This window comes from Gordonia terrae (genome assembly GCF_051789125.1).
Taxonomy (GTDB): Bacteria; Actinomycetota; Actinomycetes; order Mycobacteriales; family Mycobacteriaceae; genus Gordonia; species Gordonia terrae_A.
Genome location: NZ_CP196526.1, coordinates 4,669,829 through 4,687,758, shown reverse-complemented (window position 1 = coordinate 4,687,758; position 17,930 = coordinate 4,669,829). Strand labels below are relative to the sequence as shown.

The following is a 17,930-nucleotide window of genomic DNA, read 5'->3' as shown; positions in this document are numbered from 1 at the left end:
TTCGGCGTGGGTAGAAGTAGTCGGATCAGTCCTGGGGAGGAAGCCCGTAGAACGGGGTGCGACCCACCGGAAGCGGTTCCGCCACTACGGAATTTCGCTGGTAACCGAGCCCGGTGAGGTGCAACGTGACCTCATCGCCAGGGCTGAGGTACTGGCCGTGGACGCCACCGTTACCCGGAGGAGAACCGGTCATGACCAGATCGCCGGCGAGGATCTTCATGCGCTCGGATGCGTACGCGACGATCTCGCCGGGGCTGAAGATCATGTCCGAGGTCGGCCAGTCTTGTTTGACGTCACCGTTCACCCGCAGTTCGATCCGTATGTCACCGAGAGCATCGGCGAACTGTCTGGGAACCACGAATGGGCCGGCGATCTTGGACCCTGGTTGCTGCTTGATGATCCAGTCGTGGCTCCAGCGGATATCCGAGCGAGTGAAGTAGTCAAGCGTGTGCATGTCGTTGATCATCGTGAAGCCCGCGATGTGCGACATGGCTTCCTCCGGGTCCATGAAGCGTGGTGAGTCTCCGGTGAGCACCAGCCCGAGCTCGCCTTCCCAGTCGTGCTTGACGCCGATCGGAGGCAGGACGATGTCATCTGTGGCTCCGACGACAGCGCCGTGGGTGACCATGAAGATGAACGGGATACCCGTGGCCCGACGCGTCTTCATGAATTCCATGTTGCGGCCGAAGAAGGACTCGTTCGACTCGCCCTCAGCCCGGAGTTTCTCGTATTCACCTGTGTGGGTGTACATCTCCGCCGCGTGCTGCAAGTAGTTCGACCCCGCACCCAGAACCTGAGGGTGCTCGGTCGGTGGCAGAACACCGAAATGGCTGTAGGGCTCAGGGAGAGGAACGCCTGTCTCGTTCAATGCAACCAGGCGATCAAAGGTTCGGTCCCAATCACGGTACAGCGTCGATGAAGTCGGAAAATCCGAGCTGATATCGAGAACTGATCCGTCGGGGCGGACGATTGCCTGGAACGTGCGCTCGGGCTCGGAGAGCCTGGCGAGTCCGAAAGTTCCTGTGGCCAGTCCTGTGGTGAGGTTCTCGTCGGTCATGTAGGTGCCAATCTGTAGAATGCCATACCTGTTGCGGCCTGGTGGGTTTGAGCGCGCGTCAGCGGCGGAGGGCGGAGGTGTCACCACATCGTCGGCCGCTGGGATCCGCATTGCTTGCTGACACCAGTGTGACCTGAACCTCATCGATCCGGGAAGCGGTGTTCCGTTATACGGACCATCAGTCTCATGAATACCGGTCAGGGTCGATCGTGCGTGTACCGAACATGCTGCAGTGCCGAGCGAACGCGTGCTGCCGGTTTGGGGCCGAATCGGCTATCGATAGGGCGAATGGCACCTATCCAGATGACGCTGTTCCTCGTCGAATGCGCACCCGCTACGGTGAACCCATGTGAGCTCAGTAACAGCACACGCGAACCGGCCGGCGTCGGGGCGCGTCTGGGCGATTGCCTCGGGTTCGCGGCGTCGGTCGGCTCCAGGGCCGACCACCTCCCGGGGCTCAACGATTGCGGGCCGCCGACCGTTGGACTGTTCCCTCGCTTTCTCGCCAGTCGGAATACCCGCCGCCGCGATCGATTCTCTCTCGCGGCGAACAATTTTCGGATACCAGACCACCACTGAGGAGATGACGTGGCACGCCTAGTGCATGTTTGCATTGTTCCGCACGATCCGACCCTTTCGAGAGCTTTCGCCGCTGTCGAGGACGGGCATCCGATCTTCCGCCGAATGCTCGACAATTTCGAACGGGTGCGGCAGTCCCTGCATGCTGCGAAGCCTGATGTGATCGTGATGGCCTCCGGCGACCATTTCAATCAATGGTTCTACGACGGGGTTCCAGCGTTCGCGGTGGGTAAGAGTGCCCGCACCACCGGCCCCTTCCCGTGGGAGCTGGAGGTCTACGGCCTTCCTCCTTATGCGACCGCCGGTGATCATGCTCTTGGACAACATATCCTGGAGGAGGGTCTCGCTCGCCACTTCGACCTGACGGCCTCCAACGAGTACCAGATCGACCATGGATTCACGGTTCCCCTCACGTACGTGCGGCCCGAGCAAGACATCCCCGTCGTCCCGCTCTGGACCAACGTCCTGTTGCCACCGCTTCCACCGGGCCGGCGATACTTCGACCTCGGACGAACACTGAGAGACGTCATCGAGGCCTACCCAGCGGACATCCGGGTCGCGGTGATCGCCACCGGGCACATGAAGAACTCGGTCGGTGGCCCGGCGATGCTGAACTACTCGAAGGAACCAGTGACGGCCTGGGATCTTCGTACCTGGGAATTGTTTACGACGGGGAGGGTCGACGACCTTCTTCCGGAGTGCACGTGGGAACAGCTCTACGCGCACGGAAACGGCACGCCAGGGTTCATGGTGCATCTCGTCGGGTGGGGGGTGGCCGGCGGACGTGTTCCCAGTTGGTGCGAGCTGACATCCGCGCCCGTGACGTTCGCCCAGGCGTACCTCGAGTGGGATGAGGCCTGCCTTCATGAAGGAGATGAAGAATGAGTACGTACGAATTGAACAAGGCTCTCTGGACAATATATACATCCGCCGAGCAGACGCGGCGTGTGGTGAACAACCCGTCCGACTTCGCCGCCGGATTCGACCTGACCGACGATGAGCGCACAGCACTGCAAACGCTCGACTACAGAGCCCTTTTGACCGTCGGTGCCCACCCATTCCTCATGTTCAAGACAGCGCTCCGAACGCGAGCGCCGATGAATCCGGACAAGATTCGCGAGTACGTCGACGAGCTGCAAGGGCTCGAGCTTCGCGACATCATGACCTGAGGCGTGATGGCGCGCAAGTGCTTCGGCAGCGGTAGGGCCACAGGCAAGGAGAAGCAACGTGACTGGTGAATCAGGGCCGCAGGCGTGGTTGTCCCGTCCGGTCCGGACGTGGACATACGAGCGGGTTGACTTCTTCGAACGATGCCCGCAGTGCGGCCACCACGCGACCGCAACCGTGGTCGGACGCTGCTGGGGCTCGAGGAAGGACGATCGCGTGCTGCACGTGAGTTGTGGTCGTCCGTGCGGCTGGGCGGAATCCAAGGCGCTCACCGAGTCGGCCGACGAATTCCTCTGATATCCAGCCTGATTGGGATCGATCCGGGAGTTCCGGACGCCGGCGCGCCAACGCGTCTCCCCGGGGCGACATGGGTATTGGTGTGCTTTCCGACTCTTCAGAGGTGAACGTCATGACTGCAATCGATCCGGCGACGGGTCTGGCTGAGAACACGTTTGGGTTGGCGAGATTGCTCGACAAGGGTCGTGTCATCAATGCACTTGTGCGTCCGGGTGGAGAGATCGTCGACGTGTCCGCCGAATTCCCGGACCAGGATTCACTCTATGGCGACTGGCCCCGAGCCTTCGACGCTCTGGAGCGGATTGCGTCACGTGCGCCGGCCACCGGCGGGGGCCTCGGCGACTACGAACTGTTGGCCCCCACCGTGCGCCCTCAGATCCTCTGTGCGGGTTCCAATTATCGGCAGCATGCCGCAGAGATGTACACCTTCAACGACGGCAACTATCAGAAGCAGCGTCGTGAAGGCGAGTCGGATGAAGACTTCTACGAGCGCAACCTGACGTTCGTTCAGGAAACCCGCGCGCAGGGGATGCCCTTCATCTGGCTGGCGGCGCACGGGTCACTGGTGGGTCCTGATGACGACATCGTGTTGCCCGCGGTGGGTGTGCAGCATGATTGGGAAGCAGAGCTGACCGTCGTGATCGCCGGCGGCGCGCCACGGTATCTCAGCCCGGAAGAGGCCGGGGATTTCATTGCGGGATACACGATCGGTAACGACATGCACACCGGGGAGCTGTTCAGTCGAGACGACATCAAGTGGAACGCTGACTGGATCGCGAAGCACCCGCCGACATTCACACAGGCCGGGCCCCTGGTCGTTCCGAAGCAGTTCTTCCCGGACCGCTCTGAGATGCAGATCGAGCTCGACGTCAACGGTGAGCGCATGCAGGACTGGCCGGCAGACGACATGATCTTCTCGCCCGAGACGTACCTCGCGTATGCCTCCGAACGACTTTCGCTACTGCCCGGGGATCTGCTCATGATGGGTTCTCCTCCCGGAAACGGCGCCGTGCATGGGGGTAAGTGGCTCGTGCCGGGTGACGTCATCGACATACGTATCACCGGGCTGGGGAGCCAGCGTCATCGTGTGGTGGCCGAGGACTCGAACAGCAGGAAGCCGTTCTTCGGTCTACCCCCGTTCGCCGGTCGCACAACGACGGCGGAGTCACCTTCCCCCCAGAAGTAGGCTCGGGTCTCGAGCGGTTGCTCGACGGTGTCGGGCCACGGGCACGTCGTGCCGGCCGGCTTCGGGTAGCTCTCAGGCGGGGCGAGACAGTTCAGAGGTCGCGGGGTTCGAGTCGGATGGTGACTGCTTTGGACACTGGTGTGTTGGATGCGTCGGCGACGTGGTCGAGGGGGATGAGGGGGTTGGTTTCGGGGTAGTAGGCGGCGGTGTTGCCGATGGGGGTGGGGTAGGTGACGAGTCGGAAGTTGGGTGCGCGGCGTTCTTCGAGTGTGCCGTCGGGGCGGGTCCATTCGGAGACGAGGTCGACGTGGTCCCCGTCGTCGAACCCCAGCGCTTCGATGTCGGCGGGGTTGATGAACAGCACGCGTCGTCCGTTCTTGATGCCGCGGTAGCGGTCGTCGAGTCCGTAGATGGTGGTGTTGTACTGGTCGTGGCTGCGCATGGTCTGCAGGATCAGTCGGCCCGCGGGTATGGGCACCCACCGCAGGCTGTTGACGACGAACGTGGCTTTGCCTGTGGCGGTGTCGAAGCGGCGTTCGTCGCGGGGTGGGTGGGGTAGGGCGAGGCCGTCGGGTTGCCGTACGCGGGTGTTGAAGTCGGTGAAGCCGGGGACGGTACGGGCGATGGAGTCGCGGATGGTGTCGTAGTCGTCGGCGAACTGCTGCCAGGGCACCGGATGGTGGGGTCCGAGTAGTTGTTGGGCGAGTTCGCAGACGATGGTGACTTCGCTGCGCAGGTGTTTGCTGGCGGGGGTGAGGCCGCCGCGGGACAGATGCACCATGGACATGGAGTCCTCAACTGTGACCAGTTGTGTGCGACCACCGCGGATGTCTTTGTCAGTCCGACCCAGAGACGGCAGGATCAGCGCGGTGCGTCCGGTCACCACGTGTGAGCGGTTGAGTTTGGTCGACACCTGCACGGTGAGTGAACAATTACGCAAGGCGGCTTCGGTGACTTCGGTGTCGGGGGTGGCGGCGACGAAGTTGCCGCCCATGGCCATGAACACCGACGCTTTTCTGTCGCGCATCGCGCGGATGGAGTCGACGGCGTCGAGTCCGTGGTGGCGGGGGCTGGTGATGGTGAATTCGGTGTCGAGGGCGTCGAGGAACTCCTCGGGCATCTTTTCCCAGATGCCCATGGTGCGGTCGCCTTGGACGTTGGAGTGTCCGCGGACGGGGCATACGCCTGCCCCGGGTTTGCCGATCATGCCGCGCATCAGCAGCAGGGCGACGGCGTCCTGGATGGTCGCGACCCCGTGGGTTTGTTGGGTCAATCCCATGGCCCAGCAGATGATCGTGGCTCGTGAGGTGATGAGCGCGTGTGCGGTGGTGCGGATCTGGTCGAGGGTGAGGCCGGTCGCCTCGACGACGACGTCGAGGTCGACCTGGCGGATGTGGTCGGCGTAGGTGTCCCAGCCGGTGCAGTGGTCGGTGAGGAAGTCGTGGTCGAGGACGGTGCCGGGTGCGGCGTCTTCGGCGTCGAGGACGAGTTTGGCCAAACCCTGGAAGAGTGCTTGGTCGCCGCCGATGCGGATCTGGAGAAAATCGTCCGCGATGGCGACACCGTGGCCGATGATGCCGTGGAGTTTTTGGGGGTCTTTGAAGCGTAGGAGTCCGGCTTCGGGTAGTGGGTTGATGGCGATGATGCGGGCGCCGTTGGCTTTCGCTTGTTCCAGGGTGGAGAGCATGCGGGGGTGGTTGGTGCCGGGGTTTTGGCCGGCGATGAGGATGAGGTCGGCGTGTTCGATGTCGGGTACCGATACCGAGCCTTTGCCGATGCCGATGGTCTCGGTCAGCGCGGATCCGGATGATTCGTGGCACATGTTGGAGCAGTCGGGCATGTTGTTGGTGCCGAATGCCCGGATCATGAGTTGGTAGAGGAACGCGGCTTCGTTGCTGGTGCGGCCGGAGGTGTAGAACACGGCTTGGTCTGGCGATTCCAGCGCGTTGAGTTCGCGGGCGATGATCGCGTGTGCTGTGTTCCAGTCGATCGGTGTGTAGTGGGTTGCTCCGGGTCGCAGCACCATCGGGTGGGTGATGCGGCCCTGCTGGCCCAGCCAGTAGTCACTGCGCTGGAGTAGCTCGGCGATCGGGTGCGTGGCGAAGAACTCGGGGTCGACGACGCGGCGGGTGGCTTCCTCGGCCACCGCTTTGGCGCCGTTCTCGCAGAACTCGGCGTGTTTGCGGTGTCCAGGCGTTTCTGGCCAGGCACAACCAGGGCAATCGAAGCCGTTGCGCTGGTTCAGCTTTGTCAGGGTACGAACCGTACGCCCGACCCCCATCTGCTCCACACCGCGCTGCAACGACACCAACACGGCTTTCAACCCAGCGGCATGATCCTTCTCGCCTGTGACGATCAGATCGTCGTCGCTGACATCAAGTCGTGGGGCTGGGGTGTACATGGCTCATCAGCTCTCGTCTCGAGGTGACCGCTCGGTGCAGGTCGCCGGAACTCGGTTCAATGCGCGGCTACGACGATCGGCGCATCGGTTGCTTCGACAACCGTATCCGTCGTAACTCCCGGTGCGAGCTCGGCGAGTCGGAGATGACCGTCGATCACGTCGAGGACTCCGAGATCGGTGATGATGCGATCGACGACGCGTCTACCAGTGAGTGGCAGCGTACATTCTTCGACGATCTTGCTGACTCCGTGGCGATCGGTGTGCTCCATGAGGACGATGACCCGTTTGGCACCGTGGACCAGATCCATTGCGCCGCCCATGCCCTTCACCATCTTTCCGGGAACCATCCAGTTGGCGAGGTCCCCACTCTGGGATACCTGCATTCCGCCCAGGACGGCGGTGTCGATGTGGCCGCCTCGGATCATGCCGAAGGAGACGGCGGAATCGAAGTACGCTGCGCCAGGTCGAACGGTGACCGTTTCTTTTCCCGCGTTGATCAGGTCAGGGTCGACCTGATCGTCGGTGGGATATCCCCCCGTGCCGAGAATGCCGTTCTCCGAATGCAATGTGACACGGATGGCGGGGTCGAGGTGGTCCGGGATCAAGGTCGGCAATCCTATGCCCAGATTGATGTACTCCCCGTCTCTCATCTCCGCCGCGGCACGCGCTGCCATCTCGGGCCGTGTCCAGCCCCTCCTCCGTGTGAAGCTCACCGGGACCCTCCTGTCGTCGCGCTCGCAACTGTGCGCTTCTCGATCCGATTGTCCTGTGGGCCCGTGTCGACTATTCGCTGGACGAAGACCCCGGGTGTGTGCACGTGCGACGGGTCGATGACGCCCTGCGGCACCAACTCTTCCACTTCGGCGATCGTGACCCGCCCGGCCATCGCCACCAGCGGGTTGAAGTTCATTGCGGTCTTGTCGAACACCAGGTTCCCCACCGTGTCACCCATGCGAGCATGGACGAGTGCGAAGTCTGTGGTGACCGACGTCTCGAGCACATACTCACGATCTCCGAAGGCGCGCGTCTCCTTTGCCGGCGACGCGATCGCGATGGCACCGTCCTGGGCGTAGCGCCAGGGCATTCCACCGTCAGCAACGGAAGTCCCGACCCCTGCCGGGGTGAAGAATGCCGGTACTCCGATACCGCCCGTTCGCAGTCGCTCCGCAAGTGTGCCCTGGGGCGTCAACTCGACCTCGAGTTCCCCGCTCAGGTATTGGCGTTCGAACTCCTTGTTCTCTCCCACATACGATGCGGTCACACGCTTGACCTGACCGCTCGCCAGCAAGAGGCCCAACCCGTGGTCGTCGACCCCGCAGTTGTTGGAGAAGATCTCCAACTCCCGGGGACCCAGGCGCCGCAGCGCGGCGATGAGTTGATCGGGGATCCCGCACAGGCCGAAGCCGCCGACTGCCAGGGATGACCCGGTCTTGATGTCGGCGACCGCGTCCGCGGTCGTGCTGAACACCTTGGAATGCACTGATGTGTCCTATCCGCTCGTCATATCCGGTCGGCGTACGTCGAAGAGGTCGAGTTGAGTGGCGAGTAGTCGGTAGTACCCGACCAGCGCGCTGAGCTCGAACAGGCACGGTCGGCCCAGTTCATCCGCGCACCTTGTGTAGAAGGGCTCGTCGATCTGTTCGTCTCTGATCAGTCGGAGTACCAGTTCGAGACAGAGCCTCTCGGGGCTCCCGTCGGCAAATGGCAACGAGTCGGCCTCCGCGATTCGTAGCATCTCGAGTTCTTGTCCGGTGAGTCCGACGCCGGCGCCCACTGTTTCGTGGGCGTACTTTTCGAAATCGCTGTTGAGGGTGTTGGCGACGAGCAGGATGCACGCCTCGCGGACCCGCGGTTCGAGTTCGGTGTGAAAGCGGATGGCCGAACCCAGGCGCTGCAGTGCATCTCCGACGTGCGGATTGAGCAGCATCGCATTGAAGGGCCCGTGTAGCGTCCCGTCCGGAGCAAGGATGTCGAAGGACTGACGGCTTTGTGTACGGGGGCCGCCGACGATGGAGTTGTAGACAGCTGATTGCTCAGTGTCCAATTCCGCGGGCCGGAAGCGGCGAAGCCGTTCGACGGGTGCCCCATCGTGCGCGGTCACACCTCGGGTACGAGCGCGACGACCCGCGACCATGCGCCACTCGCGCGTTCGAGGCAGACCGGCAATGCCAGAACGTGGAAGCCGTGTCCCTTGGCGGGCAATAGGTTGAGGTTGCATAGCTTCTCGATCTGCGAATATTGATGGGAGACACCGTATTTGTGTGATTCCCACAGCTGATCGGTGTCTCCGGCCAGCGCCTGCGCAGCCATGACGTCCATCGGGCGGTCCAGGCCCCACGCATCGATGCCGATCAGTCGTACGCCACGTTCGACGAGGTAGGCCGTGGCATCGCGCCGGAGTCCCGGGTGGAGCAGGTCGTAACCCGGCTCGCCGTAATGGAGGGAAACGTCGGTGCGGATGAGCACGATGTCGAGTGGCCGAATCGAATAATCGATCCGCTGGAGCCCGGCCTCGATGTCAGCGGCGGTGATTCCGTCGTCCCGGGTGCATTCCCGCATGTCGAGAACAACACCGTTGCCGATGACCCAGCTGAACGGAACTTCGTCGATCGTACGCGGGCGGTGGCCGGCATCATCGACGGGACCGTAATGGTAAGGGGCATCGATGTGCGTACCCGAATGGGTGGTGAGGGTGACGCGCTCCCAAGCCCACGCCTGCCGGTGGGACCAATGTTCGGGCCGCAGGCCCAGTGCCGGACTCACCGACTCTGCGGTCTGTTCGTGCTCGAAGTACTCGATCGTGTGCGGCATCGTCTCGTGGGCGGACGTCGAGTTACTCAGGCGCTGACTGAGATCCACCACCCGGGTGGCGACGCCGAAAAGCGAGACGAGGTCGCTGTCGAGGGACTGGTGCATGTCCGAAGTCATCACTGATCCCGTGGTTCGGCGACGGCGATCGACTTGATCTCGGTGAATTCCCGGAGACCCCAGGGGCCGAGTTCACGTCCGTATCCGCTGTTCTTCATACCTCCGAAGGGAAGGCGCGCATCGGAGACCACGATGGCATTGACGAACACCATGCCGGATTGGACCTGGCGTGCGATCCGTTTCCCGCGTTCGGTGTCTCCGGTCCAGATCGATCCGCCCAGCCCGTAGGCAGAGTCATTGGCGGCGGCGATCGCGGCGTCTTCGTCGGGGACGCGCACGATGACGGCGACGGGACCGAAAGTCTCCTCCCGGAAGACGGGCATCGACGCCGTCACGCCGGTGAGGACGATCGGCTTGACGTAGGTGCCGGGCTCGCGGTCGAGGAAAGCGCCGGTACGCAGGACAGCGCCTGCGGCGATGGAGTCGTCGACCTGTCGTTTGAGTGTCTGTGCGAAGCGCGGCTCGGCGACCGGGGCGATGTGCGTGTCGCGGTCCATCGGATCGCCGAGGCGCAGCGCCTCGACGGCGCGGACGAAACGTTCCTCGAACTCGTCGGCGATCGCGTCGACGACGATGAGTCGCTTGGCGTTGATACACGCCTGGCCGGCGTTGGTGAACCGGCTCGTCACGCCGGCCGCGACGGCCTGGTCGATGTCCGCGTCCTCGAGGACGATGAAGGGATCCGATCCACCGAGTTCCATGACCGAACGTTTGAGGTGGCGACCGGCCGCAGCGGCGACAGCACTGCCGGCACGTTCGCTTCCGGTGAGTGTCACACCTTGGACTCGTGGATCGGCGAGCAGGCCGTCCACCGCGGTCGGTTCGACGAGGAGCGATCGGAAAACGCCGTCCGGGAAACCTGCAGCCCTGAACAGCTCTTCGATCGCCAACGCGCACTGCGGCACATTCGACGCATGTTTCAGCAGGACGGTGTTTCCTGCCATCAGGGCGGCCGGTGCGAATCGAAAGACCTGCACATAGGGGAAGTTCCACGGCATGACCGCGAGTAGGGGACCGACCGGTTCGTACTCGATCCAGTTCTCCCACTGGCCCCCGTCGATCGGATGCGCGGCGAGGAGATGCTCGGCGTTGTCGGCGTAGTACTCACAGAAAACAGCGGACTTCTCGACTTCGCCCTCGGACTCGGCGATGATCTTGCCCACCTCGAGGGTGGCGAGTTCCGCCAGCTGCTTCTGGTTCTTCCGCAATCCCTGCGCGAGCGCGCGAACGAGGTCGGCTCGCTGCTTCATCGGGACGGCCCGCCATCGCGCGAACGCATCCCACGACGACTGGACAGCGGTCTCGACCGCGTCGGATGTCATCTCCGGGACCTCTTGCAGCAGAACCCCATCCGCAGGATTTCTTGATTCGAGCGCCATTGTGTTCCTTCCGTAGGCGAATGTCCCCCTCGGAGACCGACTCGAACGCTGACTGTACGTACGTACAAATGCAAAAGCAATGGATGGACTAAACGTACGTACAGGGTTAAGGTGGTGGTCTCATCTACGTTGCGGTACGAGCGGTGAACAGGAACTCGCTTTTCGGGTCATTGATCCCAGGTGAGTGCGTTACCCCCTCACCGCCTGGACCACGGAGGGTTGTGGACCCGATCGACGACCTGACAAGACTCGCGGAACCGACGGCCGGGGGCCCTGACGCCCGAAGGCCCGGACCTTCGGAAGTGAAGAGATCGGCACAGGGGCAACGAACCCGTGATCTCATCCTCGACGCCTGTGAACGCCTCTTCGCGACAGAGGGTTACCACGGGACCACCATGCGCCAGGTGGCGAACTACGCAGGCGTCAAAGTGGCACTGGTGGTCTACCACTTCGAGACCAAGATGTCGCTGTACACCGAGATCTTTGCTCGCCGGCAGTACGTGAACGAGCGACGATTGCAGCTCCTGCAGGGCATCGAGGATCGATCGTCACCCGATGCTCTGCCTGCCATCATCGACGCATTGATCGGGCCTTCCCTGGCCTTACACGACGATCCGCAGGATCGATGGTTCGCACAGTTGGTGTTGCGCGAGACGGCCGATCCGTCGAATGTCGACAGGCCGGTCATGGAGAGATTCTTCGATCCGCTCGCGGTGGCATTCATCGACGCGCTGCGCTCGGCACTTCCGGACCGCCCTCCGGGATTCCACGAGTGGGCCTACCTGTTCAGCGTCGGTGCCTTGACCCAGAGTGTCGCCGAGCCGCGAGCCCACCGCCTGGGGGCTGTGCCGCACGCGGACAAGGCCGAGTTCCTCCGGTCCTTCATCGTGGCCGGGTTGTCCGGAAGTGTTGGCGTCCAGTCCTTTCCGTCATCGAGTGGTCTCGTCAAAGCGGCTGACTGACATGTGGAGTCCATTGAATCGGCGCAAGTCGCCGCGAGCGGTGGGTGATGACACGATCCCACGATCGACCGCGCTCTGCGCGAGCGTGACAATGGCGTGCGCGCATGGTCTCTCTCTCGATCAGATCGGAGAGTCAGCCGCCGACGACCACAGTTCAACCGCGGCGAGCGACAACGCGGACGGCTCGTCGACGTCCGACGATCGTCTGGATGCGGACACGGAGGGGTCCTTGTGACCCGATCCCCGTTGACCCCAAGGGAGAAACCCGGGGAAGGCGGCGACGAGAAGATCACCGGCACATGACATCCCCTCCCGGGCGGGACACGTTCCGGATCGGAGCGGAAGACGTCTCGGCCACCGAACTGCTCCGGTCCCTGCACCGCGCGGCAAGTGAACGCGGCATCCCGGCGCCGGCCGCTCTGATCGGCGACTGGCTGGATCACACCGCGGTGATCGCACCGTCGATCCTCATTCAGGAGGGAATCGGCGTGGACCACGACGTCGACGCGTTCTGGTTCGGGTACGTACCCTTCCCGGACGAGTCGACCGACGCCGAGGTCTTCGCAATGGTCGGGGGTACAGCGGATTCAGTGCTTTGTCGCGATCGTGCTGGGTGCTGGTGGTGGACGAGTACGTGCGGAGCGCCGTGCCCGGAGTGGGTGATGCAGGCGTTCAGACCGGTGCCGCACAAGTCGTGGCGCGCGGACTGGACGGTGCCCAGCAGTGATCCTCACCTGTCGGCAATCGATCTGTGTCTCGAGGCGATTCGATGTGGTGAGGTGTATCAAGCCTGTGTCTGTACGGCTTTCGAGGGGCGCCTGGTCGGATCCGGTGTCGACTACTTCGCAGATGTCGTGTCCGCGTTGGGATCACGGAAGGCTGCGTACATGGAAACCGGAGATCACGGCGGGGCTGTGCTCTCTTTCTCTCCGGAGACGTTCCTGTCCCGACGGGGACCGGTGGTCCGCTCGAGCCCGATCAAGGGCACCCTGCCATTGTCACGCGACCCCGCTGACCTGCGGGCATCGGACAAGGACGTGGCCGAGAACATCATGATCGTCGACCTGGTGCGCAACGACCTCGGTCGTGTCGCAGAGGTCGGGACAGTGAGTGCCGTCGAGCTGCTGCGCGTTGTTCCTGCGCCAGGGGTATGGCATCTCGCCTCCACGATAGAAGCCGAGGTCGCGCCGATCGTCGACGATCGTACGCTCGTGACCGCTGCCTTCCCACCGGCGTCGGTCACCGGCACGCCCAAACTGCGCGCTCGTGCTCTCATCGCGAAATGGGAATCGCGGCCGCGGGGTGTGTACTGCGGCAGTATCGGTGTCCGCTCGCCCGCAGTAGGTCTGGACATGAACGTGGCGATTCGGACCGTGACCGTCGATGCAGCGGGACAGACCGTCCTCGGCGTCGGAGGGGGAATCACAATCGACTCCGATCCGGCGGCCGAGTGGCAGGAGTGCCTGGACAAAGCGGCCTCCATCGTCGCCTTCGACGTGTCCGGCGTCCGTGCAGACAGCCCACGCGCGCCGATGTATGCGTCGCGCGAATAGCCGGTATCCGTGATCCGCGGTTCACAGGGACCTTCGTAGCTCCTAAGCTCGACGCCAACGCCAGTGGTCCGCGCAGGACCGATCGTTGCGAGCGCTGCGCTCATGGACGCTCCGCCAGAACTCCGCACCGGCCCGTTCCGAAACGGCTTGGCGTCAGTCGAATTGCCGATCGTGATCCCGCTTTGTGGAATCGGCAGGTAAAGGATCTCTACTCATGACACAGAACATCATCGGCGGCCCGGTCGTCGATGTCCACGCCCATTGCTACGTCGACGAGGTAGATCGGGTCATCGCCGGTGTTCCCGAGGCGTCGGCCGAACGTGCCGCGCAGCTGACTCTCTTCGGCAAGCAATCGATAGAGGTCAACGCCAAGAGATTCGCCGGCGAATGGCATACCCGGATGACCGACATCGATGTTCGGCTCGGAGCGATGGACGCGATGGGTGTCGACGTACAGGCGGTCAGCGTCACACCCCTTCAGTACCACTACTGGGCGGGCCGCGAGCTCTCGGAAGTGATTGTCCGAACGATCAATGAGTCGCTTGCATGCACAGCTGCGCACGCGCCCGACCGTCTCGTGGCGTTGGCAACCGTGGCATTGCAGTTTCCGGACTGCGGCGCCGACCAGCTCCGCCACGCGGTGACCGAACTGGGAATGCGGGGGGTTCAGATCTCGTCCAACGCGCGTGGCCGGGACTTCTCGGATCGCGGATACGATCCGCTGTGGGACACCGCGCAAGAATTGGGAGTTCCGATCTTCGTCCACCCCTGGGGGTGTGACTACTCGGACCGTCTCTCGTCGTTCTACCTCGGGAACATCATCGGCCAGCCGCTGGAGACCACCACAGCCTTGTATCACATGGTGTTCGGCGGTGTGTTGGACCGGTTTCCGGACCTGATCGTGTGCGGTGCTCATGGTGGCGGTTACTTTCCCCACTACCTCGGGCGCGCCGACCATGCGTTTCGGGTACGTCCAGAATCGCGCACGATGGCCCGGCCGCCGAGCGACTATCTGGAGTCGCTGTACTTCGACTCATTGGTCTACCGCACCGATACTCTCGAGGCGCTGATCGCTGCCGCAGGTCACGACCGGGTGGTTCTGGGAACGGACTATCCCTATGACATGGCAGAAGATGCTCCCATGGAACGGCTCTCGGTGCTCGACACCGCCGCCGCGCGGGCAGTGGCGGGGGAAACCGCTGCCAGGCTACTCCGCCTGACGATCTGACCGCCGGGCAGCTACCGCGCGTCCCTTCGGCCGGTGTGAGAGCCGGCCGCGCCCGTCGACCGCCGGCCGTGATACGCACCGCAGGTGTTCGAGTGGGCGGAACGAGCACTGGTGCAACTAACTTCGCTCGGTCAAGGTCACTGGGGGCGCACAAAGCGCCTCCTCGATCAGCAACCGGGAGTAGTCATGAGTAGCGCCGAGGCCGTGAACAGCGTGGGCAGAGACGGCGACGCCGTCGACGCCGCGCGTCGCAGATTGATGTCAGCGATGCAAACCCGAATACCTTGTGAGCCCATCCGTGACCTCATCGCTCCGGAGGACACGACGAGCGCGTACGCGGTGCAGCAGGAAGTCGTCGCCGGCCTGGTCGCGCGAGGCGCCAGAGTCGTCGGCCGGAAGGTCGGGCTGACCTCCACCGCGGTACAGCATCAACTGGGGGTTGATCAGCCCGATTTCGGGATGCTCCTCGACGACATGCGTTGTCCGGAGGATTCGCCGATTTCGATGGGGCGGTTGTTGCAGCCGAGGGTTGAGGCCGAGGTGGCCTTTGTGCTCGGGGCAGATCTGGCCGAGGGGGACCTCGGGTATGCACAGGTTCGCGAAGCAGTGAGCTGCATGGTCCCCGCGCTCGAGATCGTTGACAGCCGGATTGCCGACTGGGACATCACGTTTGTGGACACTGTCGCCGACAATGGCTCAAGTGGACTCTTCGTCCTGGGCGCCGCTCGTGGCAGCCTCGACGAGGTCGAGCCGATCGACGTGATCATGGAGATGGCGGTCGACGGGCATGTCGTCTCCCGAGGGACCGGCGCCGACTGTCTCGGCGATCCGCTCAATGCCCTGAGGTGGCTGGCGGTGACGGCGAGAGAGTACGGTCAGCCGCTGCGCGCAGGCCAGGTCGTCCTCTCGGGAGCTCTCGGACCGATGGCCTCGGTGATCGATGCCTGCACCGTCAGCGCGACGATATCTGGGCTTGGCTCTGTCACAGCGACTTTCATTCAGGAGTGATCGGTATGCATGCAAAGGGTCCCGTATCGGTGGCCGTGATCGGATCGGGCAACATCGGCACCGACCTGATGATGAAGGTGCTGCGAAACTCGAATAACCTCGACATCGGCGCCATGGTCGGAATCGACAGCGCCTCCGATGGCCTTGCCAGGGCTCGAAGCCTTGGTGTCCCGACGACGGCCGAGGGAGTCGACGGCCTCATCAGGATGCCCGGTTTTGACGATGTCGGCATCGTCTTCGACGCCACCTCCGCCAGAGCGCACGTCGCGAACGCGGAGAAGTTGGCGCCGTACGGGAAGCGCCTGATCGATCTCACCCCCGCCGCAATCGGCCCGTTTGTCGTCCCGGCAGTCAATCTCGAGACTCACCGTGATGCGCCGAACGTCAACATGGTCACCTGCGGCGGCCAGGCGACGATCCCGATCGTGGCAGCGGTGTCCTCGATCGTGCCGGTGGCCTATGCCGAGATCGTGGCGTCCATCGCATCGAAGTCGGCCGGACCCGGGACTCGGGCCAACATCGACGAATTCACCGAGACGACCTCGCACGCAATCGAATCGGTCGGAGGTGCTCGCCGAGGTAAGGCCATCATCATCTTGAACCCAGCCGATCCGCCGCTGCTCATGCGCGACACCGTACTCTGCCTCGCGACGGCGCCGAAGGCCGCCGATCGCGAGGCGATCGTGGATGCGGTTCACGACATGGTGGCGCGCGTCGCCGCCTATGTCCCCGGATATCGGCTCAAGCAGCAAGTACAGATCACGCCTGTTCCGGCGGATCAGCCCGTGCACACCCTCATTCCGGCCGACGGAGGTATCCCAACCCATCAGGTGACTGTGTTCCTGGAGGTGGAGGGCGCTGCGCATTACCTTCCCGCGTACGCGGGAAACCTCGACATCATGACCTCGGCAGCGGTGCAGTACGCCGACAGCGTCGCGTCGCGGATGACCGACGACTCGGAAGGGGCCCGGGCATGAGTGCGGTCCAGATCTTCTTACAGGACGTGACCCTGCGCGATGGCATGCACGCGGTACGCCATCGCATTTCGCCCGAGAACGTGGGCGCGATCGTCGGCGCGCTGGATGCTGCCGGGGTCGACGGTATCGAGGTGGCCCACGGCGACGGCCTCGCGGGCGGCAGTCTCACCTACGGGCCCGGCAGCAACACCGACTGGGAGTGGATCGAAGCCGCCGCGGACCGTCTGCGCCACGCGCGGCTGACCACTTTGCTGCTCCCCGGGATCGGGACCATAGCTGATCTCGAGCAGGCGCACAGACTCGGTGTCGGGTCGGTACGGGTCGCGACGCACTGTACCGAGGCCGATGTCTCGGCTCAACACATCGCGACGGCCCGTGAGCTCGGCATGGACGTGTCGGGGTTTCTGATGATGAGCCATATGACCGAACCCGTCGAGCTCGCCCGACAGGCCGCCCTCATGGAGAGCTACGGGGCCAACTGTGTCTACGTCACAGACTCAGGAGGCAAACTGACGATGACGGGTATCCGAGAGCGGGTCCTCGCCTACCGGGAGGTCCTCGACCCCGCCACCGAGATCGGCATCCATGCGCACGAGAACCTGTCGCTGTCGGTTGCGAACTCGGTCGCTGCCGTCGAGGCAGGAGCCACTCGGGTCGATGCCTCGCTGGCCGGCCACGGTGCGGGTGCCGGAAACTGTCCGATCGAACCCTTCGTCGCTGTCGCAGATCAGTACGGGTGGAAGCACAACGCCGACCTCTTCGCCCTCCAAGATGCCGCGGACGACATCGTCCGACCGCTGCAAGACCGTCCGGTTCGGGTCGATCGCGAGACCCTCACTCTCGGATATGCGGGGGTCTACTCGTCATTTCTCCGCCATGCGGAGAGCGCATCAGACCGCTACGGGGTCGACGTGCGAACCATCTTGCTCGAAGTCGGTCGCCGCGGACTCGTCGGCGGGCAGGAGGATTTGATCGTCGACATCGCGCTGGATTTGCGTGACACCGCGACTGTGCGCACTCTCTGACCCGACGGTCGACGGCATCGAGACCGCGGCGGCATTGTGCCCGTCGCGGTCTCATGTGTTCTGAGGCAATGGATGTCCCCCCGGGGGCCTTTCTGGGTCGGCGGACCGAGCAAGGGCCCGATGATCACCAGACGACTTCCGGGCCCGTGGCCGTCAGGTTTCTATCGGGTTGCCCGACAAGTC

At 63.6% G+C, this 17,930-nt stretch carries 17 protein-coding genes; 10 read left to right on the top strand and 7 right to left on the bottom strand.

The features are described from left to right. Positions 1 to 25 precede the first annotated feature (25 nt). Positions 26 to 1,057, bottom strand: coding sequence for a fumarylacetoacetate hydrolase family protein (locus ACSUZC_RS21375; protein WP_439030456.1), 1,032 nt, complete (start codon positions 1,055 to 1,057; stop codon positions 26 to 28). A gap of 588 nt (positions 1,058 to 1,645) precedes the next feature. On the opposite strand from ACSUZC_RS21375, the gene ACSUZC_RS21370 reads away from it, so the two are divergent. The 4 genes from ACSUZC_RS21370 (at position 1,646) to ACSUZC_RS21355 (ending at position 4,286) form a co-directional block, all read left to right on the top strand. Next, complete coding sequence (locus tag ACSUZC_RS21370; RefSeq protein WP_439030455.1) at positions 1,646 to 2,521, top strand: hypothetical protein; 876 nt, start codon at positions 1,646 to 1,648, stop codon at positions 2,519 to 2,521. Next, complete coding sequence (locus tag ACSUZC_RS21365; protein ID WP_439030454.1) at positions 2,518 to 2,805, top strand: hypothetical protein; 288 nt, start codon at positions 2,518 to 2,520, stop codon at positions 2,803 to 2,805. Before ACSUZC_RS21370 ends, ACSUZC_RS21365 begins: the two co-directional genes overlap by 4 nt. Positions 2,806 to 2,863: 58 nt before the next feature. Next, positions 2,864 to 3,100, top strand: a complete 237-nt coding sequence (locus ACSUZC_RS21360) for a hypothetical protein (protein ID WP_439030453.1) — start codon at positions 2,864 to 2,866, stop codon at positions 3,098 to 3,100. A 70-nt stretch (positions 3,101 to 3,170) separates the two neighbouring features. Continuing rightward, entirely contained in the window at positions 3,171 to 4,286 is a 1,116-nt protein-coding gene (locus ACSUZC_RS21355) for a fumarylacetoacetate hydrolase family protein (RefSeq protein WP_439030452.1), read from the top strand. A 91-nt stretch (positions 4,287 to 4,377) separates the two neighbouring features. Here the strand turns inward: ACSUZC_RS21355 and ACSUZC_RS21350 are convergent, their stop codons facing one another. The 6 genes from ACSUZC_RS21350 to ACSUZC_RS21325 form a co-directional block, all read right to left on the bottom strand. Then, on the bottom strand, positions 4,378 to 6,687 hold the full coding sequence (locus ACSUZC_RS21350; RefSeq protein ID WP_439030451.1) for an FdhF/YdeP family oxidoreductase: 2,310 nt from the start codon (positions 6,685 to 6,687) through the stop codon (positions 4,378 to 4,380). Positions 6,688 to 6,743: 56 nt separating this feature from the next. Further along, positions 6,744 to 7,361: a 3-oxoacid CoA-transferase subunit B gene (locus ACSUZC_RS21345; RefSeq protein WP_439030450.1), complete on the bottom strand. Its 618-nt coding sequence runs from the start codon at positions 7,359 to 7,361 to the stop codon at positions 6,744 to 6,746. A 35-nt stretch (positions 7,362 to 7,396) separates the two neighbouring features. Further along, positions 7,397 to 8,167 (bottom strand): CoA transferase subunit A, encoded by a 771-nt coding sequence (locus tag ACSUZC_RS21340; RefSeq protein WP_439030449.1) that lies wholly within the window; start codon positions 8,165 to 8,167, stop codon positions 7,397 to 7,399. A gap of 9 nt (positions 8,168 to 8,176) precedes the next feature. Further along, entirely contained in the window at positions 8,177 to 8,614 is a 438-nt protein-coding gene (locus ACSUZC_RS21335) for a carboxymuconolactone decarboxylase family protein (protein ID WP_439030448.1), read from the bottom strand. Between the two features lie 170 nt (positions 8,615 to 8,784). Next, positions 8,785 to 9,615 (bottom strand): cyclase family protein, encoded by an 831-nt coding sequence (locus tag ACSUZC_RS21330; RefSeq protein WP_439030447.1) that lies wholly within the window; start codon positions 9,613 to 9,615, stop codon positions 8,785 to 8,787. Then, entirely contained in the window at positions 9,615 to 10,994 is a 1,380-nt protein-coding gene (locus tag ACSUZC_RS21325; protein WP_439030446.1) for an NAD-dependent succinate-semialdehyde dehydrogenase, read from the bottom strand. The genes ACSUZC_RS21330 and ACSUZC_RS21325 overlap by 1 nt, the downstream gene beginning before the upstream one ends. 302 nt (positions 10,995 to 11,296) lie before the next feature. Here ACSUZC_RS21325 and ACSUZC_RS21320 point away from each other — a divergent pair, with 302 nt between their 5' ends. From ACSUZC_RS21320 to dmpG, 6 genes are all read left to right on the top strand, one after another. Then, the gene (locus tag ACSUZC_RS21320; protein WP_439030445.1) at positions 11,297 to 11,956 is read left to right on the top strand and encodes a TetR/AcrR family transcriptional regulator; all 660 of its coding nucleotides are present in this window, start codon (positions 11,297 to 11,299) and stop codon (positions 11,954 to 11,956) included. Positions 11,957 to 12,255: 299 nt separating this feature from the next. Continuing rightward, a complete protein-coding gene (locus tag ACSUZC_RS21315; protein WP_439030444.1) occupies positions 12,256 to 13,509 on the top strand; it encodes an aminodeoxychorismate synthase component I in 1,254 nt (417 codons plus the stop codon). A 184-nt stretch (positions 13,510 to 13,693) separates the two neighbouring features. Then, on the top strand, positions 13,694 to 14,737 hold the full coding sequence (locus tag ACSUZC_RS21310) for an amidohydrolase family protein (protein WP_439030443.1): 1,044 nt from the start codon (positions 13,694 to 13,696) through the stop codon (positions 14,735 to 14,737). 186 nt (positions 14,738 to 14,923) lie between these two features. Continuing rightward, a complete protein-coding gene (locus ACSUZC_RS21305; protein WP_439030442.1) occupies positions 14,924 to 15,745 on the top strand; it encodes a 2-keto-4-pentenoate hydratase in 822 nt (273 codons plus the stop codon). Between the two features lie 5 nt (positions 15,746 to 15,750). After that, positions 15,751 to 16,722 carry an acetaldehyde dehydrogenase (acetylating) gene (locus ACSUZC_RS21300; protein WP_439030441.1) on the top strand — a complete coding sequence of 324 codons (972 nt, stop codon included), beginning with the start codon at positions 15,751 to 15,753 and terminating at the stop codon, positions 16,720 to 16,722. Further along, positions 16,719 to 17,747, top strand: a complete 1,029-nt coding sequence (gene dmpG / locus ACSUZC_RS21295; RefSeq protein ID WP_439030440.1) for a 4-hydroxy-2-oxovalerate aldolase — start codon at positions 16,719 to 16,721, stop codon at positions 17,745 to 17,747. Before ACSUZC_RS21300 ends, dmpG begins: the two co-directional genes overlap by 4 nt. Positions 17,748 to 17,930: the final 183 nt, after the last annotated feature.

Excerpts from the sequence above, each read along its gene's own strand:
- ACSUZC_RS21375 (WP_439030456.1), bottom strand. The coding sequence starts at position 1,057 with ATGACCGACGAGAACCTCACCACAGGACTGGCCACAGGAACTTTCGGA.
- ACSUZC_RS21365 (WP_439030454.1), top strand. The coding sequence starts at position 2,518 with ATGAGTACGTACGAATTGAACAAGGCTCTCTGGACAATATATACATCC.
- ACSUZC_RS21355 (WP_439030452.1), top strand. The coding sequence starts at position 3,171 with ATGGGTATTGGTGTGCTTTCCGACTCTTCAGAGGTGAACGTCATGACT.
- ACSUZC_RS21350 (WP_439030451.1), bottom strand. The coding sequence starts at position 6,687 with ATGTACACCCCAGCCCCACGACTTGATGTCAGCGACGACGATCTGATC.
- ACSUZC_RS21345 (WP_439030450.1), bottom strand. The coding sequence starts at position 7,361 with ATGGCAGCGCGTGCCGCGGCGGAGATGAGAGACGGGGAGTACATCAAT.
- ACSUZC_RS21335 (WP_439030448.1), bottom strand. The coding sequence starts at position 8,614 with ATGCTGCTCAATCCGCACGTCGGAGATGCACTGCAGCGCCTGGGTTCG.
- ACSUZC_RS21330 (WP_439030447.1), bottom strand. The coding sequence starts at position 9,615 with ATGACTTCGGACATGCACCAGTCCCTCGACAGCGACCTCGTCTCGCTT.
- ACSUZC_RS21325 (WP_439030446.1), bottom strand. The coding sequence starts at position 10,994 with ATGGCGCTCGAATCAAGAAATCCTGCGGATGGGGTTCTGCTGCAAGAG.
- ACSUZC_RS21315 (WP_439030444.1), top strand. The coding sequence starts at position 12,256 with ATGACATCCCCTCCCGGGCGGGACACGTTCCGGATCGGAGCGGAAGAC.
- ACSUZC_RS21305 (WP_439030442.1), top strand. The coding sequence starts at position 14,924 with ATGAGTAGCGCCGAGGCCGTGAACAGCGTGGGCAGAGACGGCGACGCC.
- ACSUZC_RS21300 (WP_439030441.1), top strand. The coding sequence starts at position 15,751 with ATGCATGCAAAGGGTCCCGTATCGGTGGCCGTGATCGGATCGGGCAAC.
- dmpG (WP_439030440.1), top strand. The coding sequence starts at position 16,719 with ATGAGTGCGGTCCAGATCTTCTTACAGGACGTGACCCTGCGCGATGGC.